We start from the raw sequence: 12769 nt of genomic DNA, 5'->3' as shown, positions 1-12769 counted from the left end.
CGGTGGCCCGCCTTGCCGGTCGTCATGCACCGGGCTTTCTCTTCCCACGACACAAGGATCCGGCCAATGAATCTTCAATGGCTGACCAGCAGCGCCACCACGCTCGTGATGGTGCTCATCTCCGCTATCGGTATCTATGCGGCCCTGCTCGTACTCACCCGGCTCGCCGGGCTGCGCAGCTTTTCCAAGATGTCGAGCTTCGATTTCGCGACCACCGTCGCCTTCGGCTCGATCATCGCTTCGACGCTCCTGTCGAAAAATCCGGATCTGCTCAGTGCCGCCTTCGGCCTGGCGGTGCTGTACGGCCTGCAGTACGCGGTTTCCCGCGCGCGCCATGCCAGTTCCGCGATTCAGAACCTGGTGGACAACGAGCCGCTATTGCTGATGGCCGGCTCCGAGGTGCTCTACGACAATCTGCGCGAGGCGCGGGTCACCGAAGACGATCTGCGCTCGAAACTGCGCCTGGCCGGCGTGACCGACCGCGAGCAGGTGTTGGCCGTGGTCTTCGAAACCACGGGCGACTGTGCCGTACTCGCCCAGGGCGACCGGCTCGACCCCTGGCTGTTCGACCGCGTGCGCGGCGCGGACAAACTGGCCAATCTGGCCCCGCCCCGGAATTGAACCGTGCCGCGCCCTTGAAACCGGCCACAGGCGAAACGATGTACTGGCGTTGCCCGTTCGCGGATGAACTTTCATGCCCCAGAAGCTAGCCGCCCTGCCCGTCGTTCTCGCCCTGGCCACCGGCTCGTTCGCGATCGGCACCACCGAATTCGCCACCATGAGCCTGCTGCCCTTCATCCAGGGCGAGCTGGATATCGATGCCTCCACGGCCAGCCATCTGATCAGTGCCTATGCGCTGGGCGTGGTGTTCGGCGCCCCGATCATCACCGTGCTGGCAGCGAAGGTCGCCCGCAAACCGTTGCTGCTGGTCCTGATGTCGTTATTCGCTCTGGGTAACGCCTTGAGCGCGGTCGCGCCGGGCTACGGCTCGTTGATGCTGTGCCGTTTTCTGGCCGGCATTCCCCACGGCGCCTATTTCGGGGTGGCATCGCTGGTGGCCGCCTCGGTGGTGGACCCGGCGCGGCGTACCCAGGCCGTGGGCTATGTGATGCTGGGGCTGACCATCGCCACCGTGGTCGGCGTGCCGCTGGCCACTTGGCTCGGCCATGCCGCGGGCTGGCGTAGCGGTTACTGGGTGATTACGGCCATCGCCCTGACCGCGGTCGCACTGATCGCGATCTATGCGCCCCGCGATCGGGCCGCCCCGGATGCCAGCGCGGCGCGCGAACTCGGGGCGCTCGCCCGGGCATCGGTCTGGCTGACGCTGGCCATCGGTGCAGTGGGCTTTGGCGGCATGTTCGCGGTCTATACCTATGTGACCTCCACGCTGGAACAGGTCACCGGCATGCCCGAGCGCTGGATACCGGTCGTTCTGTGCGTATTCGGCCTGGGCATGACGTTTGGCAACGCGGTGCTGCCGCGTTTTGCCGATCGTGCCCTCATGCCCACCGCCGGAGCCATACTGCTTTGGAGCGCCATCGCGCTGGCCTGCTTTCCGCTCGTGGCCCACGACCCCTGGCTGATCACCCTGGACGTGTTCTGTATCGGTATCGGCGGTGCGCTGGGGCCCGTACTGCAGACGCGCCTGATGGATGTGGCGGGCGACGCCCAGAACCTGGCGGCCGCGCTCAACCACGTCGCTTTCAACATGGCCAACGCCCTCGGACCGTGGGTCGCCGGGCTGGCACTGGCCGCGGGCCTGGGTCTTCGCTCGACCGGCGCGGTGGGCAGTCTGCTGGCGCTGGGCGGCCTCGCGATCTGGGGGGTCGCAATCAGCCATGCACGCTGGGCGGCCAAACGCGCATAGCGCGTGTCGTCTGTGCCGAGGCTTCTGGTACGCGCCGGCCAGGCGCGCCATAATCAAGCCATCGCCGTCGGCGGTTGGCAGGTCCTCTACAGGCGGCGTCTAGCCATTCTCATACTGGCCCTGCGGGCCTGGAGTTCAGCATGAACATTCGTATTCTCGCCCTCAGCTGCGTGTTGCTCGGCTTTGCCGGCACGGCCATGGCCGAACGCGCGGTCACGGGCAGCCAACGCGCCGTAACCGGCAGCGATCGTGCGGTGAGCAGCAGCGGCCGTGCCATCACCGGCAGCGATCGGGCGATCGGCGGCGACAGCCGCACCTCCGGCTCCGGCAATATGTCGGTCATCGACGGCGGCGACCGGCGTACCAACCTGGGCATATCCGGCGGTACCGGCTATTCCAACGGCGTGACCCACAGCAACGCCGCGCGCGCCAATTCGCTGGAAACGCGACGCAGCCAGTTCGAGTCCGACTCGCGGCCGCTCAGCGACAAGATCGAACAGCGTCGGCGGGCCTTCGAGGGCAGCGACTAAAAAAACGCGCCGGGGAAAACCCCGGCGCGCCATGTTCGAGAACGGGCCTGACCAGGGAAGCTCTTCACAACCTGTCGCGGTCGCGCCGGCGTGCTTTGCGCGCGATTGACAGGCAAGTGAGAGCGTAGCGTGCCCAAGCCAATAACAAGTGGCACGGTAGCGAACACTGACGCCGTTCAAGCGTGCGCAAAGCCCCGGCCCGCAAGGGGTTCGGCCTCACAGACGCCGCGACTGCGTTGCCAGGCTTGACCTGCCAGTAAGGCAGGCGCTGCGTCGGGACGCCTTGCCGCACCGTCTGTGAGGACTCGAACGCGATCCGCGAGAGGTTATGCAGAGCTTCCCTAGTCCTTGAGCTTGTCCCGAACCTTGTCCTTGGCTTCGCCTACCTTGTCCTGAACCTTGCCCGTCTTGCGCTGGGCCTTGCCTTCGGCTTCCTTCTGTTCGTCGCCGGTGACCTTGCCGATGCCTTCCTTGACGGCACCTTTGACGCGGTCGGCTGTACCCTGCTTGCGATCATCATCAACCATGGAAATACTCCTTGATGAGCCGGTCGACTGTTTGAGCCGTACCGGCAGGTTGGATTCTCGAATACCCCGAGGCCGACATCGAGATGCATGGCCTGCGGATGCATACGGCGGCGATCCTGCCGCATCGCACACGATCTTTTGCGCGTTCAATAACTTTGGGGCCGATCTCTTCCCGACAGTATCCGTTTTACTACGGACAACCACGCAGCGCCGAGCAGGCTGACGGAAGCGCGGCTCACGTCATGCGTTCGAGCGTGTTGTCGCGCAGAATCAGGCGGTGAAAGAGCACGCCCGCGAGATGCAGCGCAATCAGCGCCAGGGTGGTCCAGCTCAGCCAGTAGTGGATCGCGGACAGCAGCGGCGCAATCTCGGGCGACTTGCCGATCGGACTGGCCACCGGCAGCACGCCGAACCATTCGAGCGGAAAACCGTGGGCATTGGTGGCCAGAAACCCGCTAACGGGCATCGCGATTAGCGCCAGGTAGAGCGCCCAGTGCACCGTATCGGCAAGCCATGCCTGGGCGCGGGGCATGCCGGCATGGCCCGGCGTATGCGTGAGAAAACGCACGCAAAGGCGGGCGAGCATCAACCAGAGTACGAGAAAGCCCAACGATTCGTGCCAGAGATAGAAGCCGGTCTTGGCATCGTCGCGCACGAAGGAAATGACCTTGCCCAGCGGCCAGACCGCGAACACCAGTACGGCCACCAGCCAATGGAACGTGCGGGCTATGGGATGAAAACCCGTGGCAGGAGATGAGGACATGATCTTTCACCTTCGCGCGGGCAGCACGCCCGGCGCGTCAGCCGAAATGGTAGAAGCAGAGCTTGTTGCCGTCCGGGTCGCGTACATAGGCCCCGTAGAACTGATCGGGAATACGCTGGCCCGGCTCGCCGTCGCAGCTGGCACCGAGCTCGATCGCCTGGTGATAGATCGTATCGACCGCCGCCTTCGAGCCGGGGTGGAATGCGAGCATATTGCCGTTGCCGGGGTCGTGCGGCTGTTCGTCGTAGGGGATACAGACCGCGAGCATGGGCTGGCTCATCTTCTGGCCGATGAAGCAGATACGCCCCATATCCATCAACACCCGGGCATCCATATCCGCGAGCAGCTGGGTATAGAACGCCTTGGCGCGGGTCATGTCGCTCACGCCGAGGGTCACATAGCCGATCATTCGATTCTCCGATTGCCTTTGATACGCCATGCCGAGCGTACACGAGGTTGCTGTGCGGTAGCGCTACCCGTCACACCGCGAGCGATTTGCCTTGTGCGTGTAGCGCCGTAACCTACGCGCCTGGACTCGACACCGCCGGTGCCCCAGACCGGGGCGGCGGCCCACGACAAGGATCCACGTTGGCTTCGATCATATCGATTCGCAATCTCGAAAAGCGCTACGACTCGGGCTTTCAGGCACTCAAGGGCATCAACCTGGATATTCCCGATGGCGATATCTTCGCCCTGCTCGGGCCCAACGGCGCGGGCAAGACCACGCTCATCAACGTGATCTGCGGCATCGTCAATCCCACTGGCGGCACGGTCGAGGCAGCGGGGCACGACATCATTAGCGACTACCGCGCGGCCCGCTCGCTGATCGGGCTGGTCCCCCAGGAGCTCACCACCGACGCCTTCGAAACGGTATGGGCCACGGTAAGCTTTTCCCGCGGGCTGTTCGGCAAGCCCAGGAATTCCGCGCATATCGAAAAGGTGCTCAGGGATCTGTCGCTCTGGGACAAGCGCGACAACATGCTCATGACCCTCTCCGGCGGCATGAAGCGCCGTGTGATGATCGCCAAGGCCCTGTCGCACGAACCGCGCATTCTGTTTCTCGATGAACCCACCGCCGGCGTGGACGTGGAACTACGGCGCAGCATGTGGGAGGTGGTCCGGTCGCTACGCGCCCACGGAGTGACCATCATTCTCACGACCCACTACCTGGAAGAGGCCGAACAGATGGCCGATCGCATTGGCGTGATCAACGCCGGCGAGATCGTGCTGGTCGAGCAAAAGAACGAGCTGATGACCAAGCTCGGCGAAAAACGCCTGACCCTGCAGCTTCAAGAGCCGATCGAACAGGTGCCCGAGGCCTTGTCCGCGCACGCGCTCGAGCTCGACGACGCCGGCCAGGCCCTCGTGTACACCTACAACGCCAACGACAAGCGCACCGGCATCAATTCCCTGTTTCGCGACCTCGATCACGCCGGGCTACGGCTGCGCGATGTGGATACCAAGCAAAGTTCGCTGGAAGAGATCTTCGTGGATCTGGTGAAGGCGCCGACCGCCGGCAACACAAGGAACGACGCATGAACCTCCATGCCATTGCCGCCATCTACAAATTCGAAATGGCCCGCACCTGGCGCACGCTTTTTCAGAGTGTCGTGTCGCCGGTGATATCCACCTCGCTGTATTTCGTCGTGTTCGGCTCGGCGATCGGCTCGCGGATTACCGAAATACAGGGCGTGAGCTACGGCGCGTTCATTGTGCCCGGCCTGATCATGCTCTCGCTGATGACGCAGAGCATTTCCAACGCCTCGTTCGCCATCTATTTCCCGAAGTTCATCGGCACCGTCTATGAACTGCTCTCGGCGCCCATCTCCTATGTGGAGATCGTGATCAGCTATGTGGGGGCTGCCGCCACCAAGTCGGCCGCGCTCGGGCTCATCATCCTCGGCACGTCATTCTTCTTCGTGGATATTCGTATTGCCCATCCTTTCATGATGCTGGTGTTTCTCGCGCTGACCGCGATCACCTTCAGCCTGTTCGGCTTCATCATCGGCATCTGGGCGGACAACTTCGAGAAGCTGCAGATCGTGCCGCTGCTCATCGTCACGCCGCTGACCTTTCTGGGCGGCACGTTCTATTCGATCGATATGCTGCCGGAGATATGGCAGAAGATCACCCTGCTCAACCCGGTCGTCTATCTCGTCTCCGGCTTTCGCTGGAGCTTCTACGACGTGGCCGACGTCAACATATTCGTCAGTCTGGGCATGATCGGCGTATTTCTGGCCGCGTGCCTGCTGGTCGTGGCCTGGATCTTCAAAACCGGGTATCGGCTGAAATCCTGAGGGGGCGGATCAATTCGCGCCGGCGACCAGATACTGGATTTCGATATTCTTGCGTCCCCATTTCAGGGCACGCTTGCGCTTGGCGAAAAGGATATCGATCTTGTTGCGCCAGCGTCGATGCATCTTGTCCTGCACGGTGTAGGTGCCCGGCAGCCCTTCCACCCGCACTTTCGTGCCATGGGTCAGCCCCAGCCGGATGAGGTCGCGGGATACCGCGATCGCCTTGTCGCCCGGCTCCAGCTGATCGCCGAAGGCAGTGAGTCCGATGTTGCCCTGCTTGGTTTCTTCTTCAGCCAGGGTGAACGACGTGGCGGTGACTTCGAGCGTTTCCCAGGTCGCGGCGCTATCGGCGTGTGCGGGCGACGTGCCCAATACGGCAAGAGCGAGGGCGATACCGCCAAACCAGCGGCAGCGCGAATCGTGCGAAAACGTCTCTATCATCGAGGCCTCCATGGCGGCGTCACAGGTGTGAAACGCCAACGAGCGAGACCTATTTGTATCATGTTGTCAGCAAGATAGCCGCTTTGGCTCATGTGTTGGATGCATAATATGTGCCGCCTATCCGCCCTATATGACTGTCGCAAGGCGGTTTTTTGACACCTTTCAACGGCCCGCCAACAGCGGCTCAAATTGGCCACGAGCCGCTTTCTGCGGCTTGCTTGCGGTATTAGTTGGGCAATAAACGCCAGCCGTCATCGCCTTCGTTGACGCGTACGGTCGTCGTTTCGACCTTGCGATTCTCCCCGGCCACGATGTCGTAGCGCAGCTGTAGTTCGTAGTCGTCGTGCTCGAGTTCACGCGATTCCAGAATCTCGACGTTCTCGATGCTGATATCGGTCGGCTCGGGGGCTCCCATGGCGCGCATGAACTCGACCCCGGATTCGCCGCCCAGGGCCCGCATCGCCGACTGAGCGTTTTCCAGGCTGGAGCGTACCTGCTTCTCCAGCAGCGGCTGCACATCGCCGGCATCGGGCGCACCCGAACAGCCGGCAAGCAATGCGATCAAAGCAAACGAAAGCGATACCATCCGGACACGACGGGCGATCGAAAAGACAACTGTTTTCATGGATATCTTCAGGCAGTGAATACGAAAATTGAGCCGGCATACAGCACTTGCCATGCCGGGCCGATAACAACGGTATAAGGCAGCGATGACATTCCGACAAGCGCAGCGCGCTACCCAAGCCTTGAACAACTGATTAAGCTGTCAGCGCGAACCTTCGCGGCGATGTGGTCGCCCTGCCTTGCCGGCAGCGCGCGATTTTCCGATCCACTTTCCAAGAAGAACAATGCTGGCTCAAAAGAAAGTGTATCTGGCGGTCGCCCTGGCCGGCGCGCTCGTATTCGGTTTTATCGCAACCAGCGTGATCAGCTATTTCCTGGCCAGCGAATCGGTCAACGATCATATCGCCGAGGAAACGCTGCCGCTGACCAGCGACAACATCTATTCCGAAATCGAACAGGATCTGCTGCGCTCGGTGCTCATTTCGTCGCTCATGGCGCATGACACCCTGCTGCGCGACTGGACCCTCGACGGCGAGGCCGACCCCGAGAAAATCGTGCGTTATCTGCGCGAGATCCAGAACAAATACGACACGACCACGGCCTTCTACGTATCCGAAAAGACACGCAACTATTATCACGCCAACGGCATCCTCAAGCAGGTCTCGGCCGACGATGCCCAGGACGCCTGGTACTTTCGCGCGCGCCAGCTCAAAACGCCCTACGAGATCAACGTCGATACCGATACGGCGGATCCGAGCCGCCTGACCATCTTTCTCAACTATCGGGTCACCGACTATCAGGACCGCTTCATCGGCGTGACCGGTATCGGACTCTCGGTCGATTCCGTGGCCAAGCTGATCGCCAGTTACCAGACCCGCTATGCGCGAGAAATCTATCTGACCGACCGCGAAGGCCGCGTCACCCTGCGTGGCCCGCGGTTCGAGGGCGCCGAGAATCTGCGCGAACGCGCGGGCATGAGCCAGATCGCCACCACCATTCTGGCAACACCCAGCGCATCGGTCAGTTACGAAAACGGCGCCGGCCGGCGCGTCTACGTCAACAGCCGGCTGATTCCCGAATTCGACTGGTACCTGATCGTCGAGCAGGCACAGTCATCGGCCGAGGCGCGCGTCCTCGGTGCCCTGCTGCTCAATATCGGCATTGCCATCGCCATCGCCGCGCTGGTGGGCGCGATCGGCTGGGTCGCGGTGCGCAATTATCAGGCAAGCCTGGAACAGATGGCCGGCACCGACCCCTTGACCGGCTGCACCACGCGCCGCGTATTCGAAGCCATCTTCGATCAGTCCCGCAAGAATGCGCTGCGCAGCCATTCACCATTGTCGCTGCTGGCGATCGATATCGACCACTTCAAGCAAATCAACGACGAATACGGCCATGCCGCCGGCGACCTGGTGCTCTATACCCTGGCCGATACCTGCCGAACTCATCTGCGCGACACCGACACGCTGTGTCGATGGGGCGGCGACGAATTCCTGATCCTGCTGGGTGATTGCAGCCTGCCCAACGCCCTCCGGGTGGCCGACGCCATTCGTGCCGCCGTGGCGAGCCGTGCGATTCGTCCAGGCACGGAGACGGTCGAATGCACCATCAGCGTGGGTGCGGCCGAATACGAACCCGGCGAAGAACTGCGCTCGCTGGTCGCGCGTGCCGACCTGGCGATGTATACCGCCAAGCGCGAGGGCCGGGATCAGGTCGCCCAGGCCTGACCCGAGCTAGCGCGGCGCATACCAGTCGCGAAGCCGGACCTCGATCTCGGGCTCGCGCTGGTTGACCAGCTCACGAAACCGCTCCGTGTCCTGACCCCGATAGTGGTAGGGATAGACCACGGCCGGGGCGAAGTCGGCCACCGCATCGGCCGCCTCTTCCACATCCATGGTGTAGGGCAGATTCATGCACACGAAGGCCACGTCGATATTGTCCAGATCGCGCATTTCCTCGATGCCCTGGGTATCGCCCGATATATAGATGCGCTTGTCGGCCAGCGTCAGCACATAGCCGTTGCCCCAGCCCTTGGGGTGATAAGCATCGTCACTGGGCGGCAGGTGGTACATGGGCATCGCATGAATACCCACGCCCGCATCGGTATGCACCGTCTCGCCGTTGGCCATGATGGTCTGTGCATGGCCAAAGCGCTCGCCGATCTCGTCGGCCACGGCCTGCGGCATGATCACCAGCGCCTTGCGCAGATCGAGCCCGTTCAGCGTGTTCGAATCCAGATGATCGCCATGCCCATGGGTGAGCAACACCACATCCGCGGTCGGCAGCCCGGCATAAGCCTCGGCCCCCTGGGTCGGGTCCACGTAGATCGTCTGCCCATGCCATTCGAGCACGAAACTGGCGTGCTGAATGCGATAGAGGGTGACATCGCCCTGGGCCGTGGTGACCAGGGTTTCGCCTTTCGGCGCGGCCCAGCCGGTGGTCGCGGCCAGCACGAGCACCGCGGCCGACAGCATCGATAAGAACGTCTTCATGATGGCCCCTTCGTGAACGGACAGACAGCGTAGCGCCAAACCGTAGGCTTGCCCTAACTTTCGCCGAAGGCCGAATAGCGCATCGACAACCGGCGGGTTCGTCGAACATCGGCTGCGCAGCGGCGGCCGGCTTCGATAGAATGCGCGCATAGCCACGCATGCTCGTATCGAGACGCACGATGTCGAAATCCCTGCAGGAACAACTGCTGCAAGCCGGTCTGGCCAAGCCCAAACAGGCCAAGAAGGCGCGCCGTGACAAGACCCGCGAGGCCCAGGCCGCCCGCCGCGACCCCAAGAAAGCCAAGCAGCAGGATCAGCTCGCACAAGAAATCTCCGCCAAGGAGGCCGGCAAGCGCGACTACGACCGGCGCCTCAACGAACAGCGCAAGGCCCAGCGCGAGGCCCAGGAACGCCAGCAGAAAGCGGTGCAGATCATCGAACGCAACCGGGTGGCGGCCGAAGGCGACAATGACCAGGCCGTGGCCTACAACTACAACGTCAACGGCAAGATCAAGCGGCTCATGGTCAGCGATACGCAGCGCAAGGCCCTGGCCGCGGGGCGCATGGCGATCGTGCGCTACCAGGGCAAGACCTCGCTGGTGAACGCGGATGTCGCGGAGCGACTGCAACCGTTGATCCCCAACCGCATCTGGCTCGCGACACCGGCCGATGACACGCCCGACCCCGACGATCCCTATGCCGACTACAAGGTGCCCGACGACCTGATGTGGTAATCGTGGCCGCGCCATCGCTGCCGATCAGACGCCGGCGTGCCGCTTCGGCTGCGGCGGGCGGCGGCTTCTGATGGCCGCGGATCTGAACGCCCTGCGCCGTATCGGCTGGCCGTTCGAAACCGCGCTGGGCGACGGCGACTGGGGCGAACTGCAGGCGGTTCATGCCAACGCCCGCCCGGCCCGGGTGGTCGAACAGCACCGAAGCGGCTATATCGTGGCCGAAGACATCCAGACCAGCTATGCGGTCGAATCCCTGCCCGACTGGCAGCGCCCGCGCCTGCCCTCGGAACAGCGCCCGGCGGTGGGCGACTGGCTGCTGGTGAGCGGCGGCGACGATACCCATGCCCAGGCCGTTGCCCTGCTGCCGCGGCGTAGCACCATCAAGCGCAGCAGTGCCGGCAAGCACTACGGCCAGCAGATCATCGCCGCGAACATCGATATCGTCTTCATCGTGTCCAGCCTGGACGGCGACTTCAACCCGCGCCGTATCGAACGCTATCTGCTGCTGGTGCGCGGCGACGCACGGCCGGTGGTGGTACTCACGAAAACGGATATCGCCGAGGCTCGCGAACCCGGCGCCGTGGAAAACGCGAAAGCCGCGCTCGCCACGCTCGAAGTCGACGTATGCACGCTCAACGCGACCGACCCGGCCAGCGTCGAGCGCCTGCAACGCTGGCTCGCGCCGGGCATCACCGCCGTTCTCGTGGGCAGCTCGGGGGTGGGCAAATCAACGCTCACCAATGCCCTGACCGGGGCCGAGACCATGAAGACCGGCGCGGTCCGGGCCAGCGACTCGCGCGGGCGACATACCACCACCCACCGCGCGCTCATCGCTCTGACGGCCGGCGCCTGCCTGATCGATACGCCCGGCATGCGCGAGCTCAAGCCCACCGGCGAGGAAGACCTGGTCGAAGACGGCTTTGCCGATATCGAAGCAATCGCGATGCAATGCCGGTTCCGCGATTGCCGTCATATGGGCGAGCCCGGCTGTGCCGTTCAGGCGGCGATCGATAGCGGCCAGCTCGATGCCGCCCGATTCGCGAATTATGAAAAGCTGCGCGACGAGATCGCCGAAGCCGCCGACCAGCTCGCCCTGCGCAGCGCCCGGGCGGCGGCCGGCTCGAAAAAACCGCCCGGCGCCGGCAAGCGCGGCAAACGATCGCGCTGAGCGTACGCGGTAACGCGCGTTATCGCTCACCCCAGGCCGACGCCTGGGCGCACCCCGTCTACTGTCTGTCTCAAGCGGCTGCGCAAGCCATTGTTTCCATATGGACCTGTCGCGCCTACGACCAACTGTTATCCGGCGCGCTTGCCGGCGCACGGCACAAACGTTCTATAGTGCGGCGCATGCCGCGATCGCCGTAGCGACCGTCGGCTTGTTCATGGGGAAATCGGGAATCGAGCGCGTACCAAAGCGCCCGTTCCCACTTGGGGGATACATCATGTTTGATCGTTTTTCTGCGCGGGCGCGCGTATTCGGCGTGCTCGTCATCGGGCTGTTGTTGCTGGGTGGCTGTGCGACCGAATCGCATCGCAGCGTGCAGCCGCAAACCGTGGCCAGCTATGGCACCGCCTACAACGGCCCGCGCTATGTGCTGGTCGTGGGCAATTTCCAGAACCGCTCCACCTATCGGCAGGGCCTGTTCAGCGATGGCACCGACCGTCTCGGCAGCCAGGCCAAGACCATCCTCAAGACCCATCTGCAGCAGACCAACCGTTTTGCCGTGGTCGATCGCGACAACATGGCCCAGATCGCCCAGGAAGCCAAGATCAGCGGCACCCAGCAGACCCTGAAAGGCGCCCAGGTGGCAATTACCGGCGACGTGACCGAGTTCGGCCGTCGCACCACCGGTGACATGCAGCTGTTCGGCATTCTCGGTGCCGGCAAGACCCAGGTGGCCTACGCCAAGGTCGCGCTCAACGTGGTCGATGTCACCACCTCCGAAATCATCTACTCGGTACAGGGCGCGGGCGAATACGAGCTGAGCAACCGCCAGGTCGCCGGCTTTGGCGGCACCGCCGGCTACGACGCCACGCTCAATGGCAAGGTGCTCAACTTCGCCATCACCGAAGCCGTGAACAACCTCACCCAGGCCATGGAGAACGGCGCCTGGTCGCCGGTTCGCTAAGCATGAAAGTTCATACACGATTCGTGCGTGGCAGCGCCCTCGCAGCGCTGGCGGGCGCATTGCTGCTGGCCGGCTGTGTCACCCAGCCCGAGCCTCTCTATCGCTGGGGCGAATACGAAAACCTGATCTATACGATGTACATGCAGCCGGGTGCGGCCGAGCCCGGCGTGCAGGCTCAGAAGCTGCGCGCCGATATCGAACGCAGCGAAGCCGAAGGCAAACGCGTGCCACCGGGCGTGCATGCCCATCTGGGCTATATGAACTACATGCAGGGCAACGAGGCCGGCGCGGCGGAACAGTTCGCGATCGAGCGCCAGCTCTACCCGGAATCCTCGGCGTTCATGACCACGTTCATCGAACGTATCCAGAAGGGGAGCTGACACGATGCGCCGCTATCTCGCACTGCTTGGCCTCATCGCCGCGTC

Annotated in this window: 16 protein-coding genes; 10 read left to right on the top strand and 6 right to left on the bottom strand. The window is 63.3% G+C overall.

Going from position 1 to position 12769, the window contains the following annotated elements:
- Nucleotides 1-66: 66 nt before the first annotated feature.
- The 3 genes from CMN27_RS16395 (at nucleotide 67) to CMN27_RS16385 (ending at nucleotide 2397) form a co-directional block, all read left to right on the top strand.
- Nucleotides 67-621 (top strand): YetF domain-containing protein, encoded by a 555-nt coding sequence (locus CMN27_RS16395; protein ID WP_293628196.1) that lies wholly within the window; start codon nucleotides 67-69, stop codon nucleotides 619-621.
- Nucleotides 622-694: 73 nt separating this feature from the next.
- Nucleotides 695-1867: an MFS transporter gene (locus CMN27_RS16390; protein WP_293628194.1), complete on the top strand. Its 1173-nt coding sequence runs from the start codon at nucleotides 695-697 to the stop codon at nucleotides 1865-1867.
- 140 nt (nucleotides 1868-2007) lie between these two features.
- Nucleotides 2008-2397: a hypothetical protein gene (locus CMN27_RS16385; RefSeq protein WP_293628192.1), complete on the top strand. Its 390-nt coding sequence runs from the start codon at nucleotides 2008-2010 to the stop codon at nucleotides 2395-2397.
- Nucleotides 2398-2738: 341 nt separating this feature from the next.
- On the opposite strand, the gene CMN27_RS16380 is transcribed toward CMN27_RS16385, so the two are convergent.
- From CMN27_RS16380 to CMN27_RS16370, 3 genes are all read right to left on the bottom strand, one after another.
- Nucleotides 2739-2924, bottom strand: coding sequence for a CsbD family protein (locus CMN27_RS16380; protein ID WP_293628191.1), 186 nt, complete (start codon nucleotides 2922-2924; stop codon nucleotides 2739-2741).
- A gap of 235 nt (nucleotides 2925-3159) precedes the next feature.
- Entirely contained in the window at nucleotides 3160-3687 is a 528-nt protein-coding gene (locus tag CMN27_RS16375) for a cytochrome b (protein WP_293628189.1), read from the bottom strand.
- A gap of 37 nt (nucleotides 3688-3724) precedes the next feature.
- Nucleotides 3725-4096 carry a VOC family protein gene (locus tag CMN27_RS16370; protein WP_293628187.1) on the bottom strand — a complete coding sequence of 124 codons (372 nt, stop codon included), beginning with the start codon at nucleotides 4094-4096 and terminating at the stop codon, nucleotides 3725-3727.
- A gap of 179 nt (nucleotides 4097-4275) precedes the next feature.
- Here CMN27_RS16370 and CMN27_RS16365 point away from each other — a divergent pair, with 179 nt between their 5' ends.
- The gene (locus CMN27_RS16365) at nucleotides 4276-5226 is read left to right on the top strand and encodes an ABC transporter ATP-binding protein (RefSeq protein WP_293628185.1); all 951 of its coding nucleotides are present in this window, start codon (nucleotides 4276-4278) and stop codon (nucleotides 5224-5226) included.
- Nucleotides 5223-5984 carry an ABC transporter permease gene (locus CMN27_RS16360; protein WP_293628183.1) on the top strand — a complete coding sequence of 254 codons (762 nt, stop codon included), beginning with the start codon at nucleotides 5223-5225 and terminating at the stop codon, nucleotides 5982-5984. Before CMN27_RS16365 ends, CMN27_RS16360 begins: the two co-directional genes overlap by 4 nt.
- Before the next feature lie 9 nt (nucleotides 5985-5993).
- Here the strand turns inward: CMN27_RS16360 and CMN27_RS16355 are convergent, their stop codons facing one another.
- Entirely contained in the window at nucleotides 5994-6425 is a 432-nt protein-coding gene (locus CMN27_RS16355; protein ID WP_293628181.1) for a hypothetical protein, read from the bottom strand.
- A 226-nt stretch (nucleotides 6426-6651) separates the two neighbouring features.
- A complete protein-coding gene (locus CMN27_RS16350) occupies nucleotides 6652-7050 on the bottom strand; it encodes a hypothetical protein (RefSeq protein WP_293628180.1) in 399 nt (132 codons plus the stop codon).
- Nucleotides 7051-7273: 223 nt separating this feature from the next.
- Here CMN27_RS16350 and CMN27_RS16345 point away from each other — a divergent pair, with 223 nt between their 5' ends.
- Nucleotides 7274-8716 carry a sensor domain-containing diguanylate cyclase gene (locus CMN27_RS16345; RefSeq protein ID WP_293628178.1) on the top strand — a complete coding sequence of 481 codons (1443 nt, stop codon included), beginning with the start codon at nucleotides 7274-7276 and terminating at the stop codon, nucleotides 8714-8716.
- A gap of 6 nt (nucleotides 8717-8722) precedes the next feature.
- On the opposite strand, the gene CMN27_RS16340 is transcribed toward CMN27_RS16345, so the two are convergent.
- Nucleotides 8723-9481 (bottom strand): MBL fold metallo-hydrolase, encoded by a 759-nt coding sequence (locus tag CMN27_RS16340; RefSeq protein ID WP_293628176.1) that lies wholly within the window; start codon nucleotides 9479-9481, stop codon nucleotides 8723-8725.
- A gap of 179 nt (nucleotides 9482-9660) precedes the next feature.
- On the opposite strand from CMN27_RS16340, the gene CMN27_RS16335 reads away from it, so the two are divergent.
- The 4 genes from CMN27_RS16335 (at nucleotide 9661) to CMN27_RS16320 (ending at nucleotide 12724) form a co-directional block, all read left to right on the top strand.
- Entirely contained in the window at nucleotides 9661-10215 is a 555-nt protein-coding gene (locus CMN27_RS16335; RefSeq protein WP_293628174.1) for a DUF2058 family protein, read from the top strand.
- 70 nt (nucleotides 10216-10285) lie between these two features.
- A complete protein-coding gene (rsgA, locus tag CMN27_RS16330; protein ID WP_293628172.1) occupies nucleotides 10286-11383 on the top strand; it encodes a ribosome small subunit-dependent GTPase A in 1098 nt (365 codons plus the stop codon).
- Between the two features lie 274 nt (nucleotides 11384-11657).
- Nucleotides 11658-12344: a CsgG/HfaB family protein gene (locus CMN27_RS16325; protein WP_293628170.1), complete on the top strand. Its 687-nt coding sequence runs from the start codon at nucleotides 11658-11660 to the stop codon at nucleotides 12342-12344.
- A 2-nt stretch (nucleotides 12345-12346) separates the two neighbouring features.
- The gene (locus tag CMN27_RS16320) at nucleotides 12347-12724 is read left to right on the top strand and encodes a DUF4810 domain-containing protein (protein WP_293628168.1); all 378 of its coding nucleotides are present in this window, start codon (nucleotides 12347-12349) and stop codon (nucleotides 12722-12724) included.
- Nucleotides 12725-12769 lie beyond the last annotated feature (45 nt).

It is taken from the genome of Salinisphaera sp. (assembly GCF_002729955.1).
Lineage (GTDB): Bacteria > Pseudomonadota > Gammaproteobacteria > Nevskiales > Salinisphaeraceae > Salinisphaera.
The sequence above is the reverse complement of the archived record's forward strand: the minus strand, read 5'-3'. Positions and strand labels throughout refer to the sequence as shown.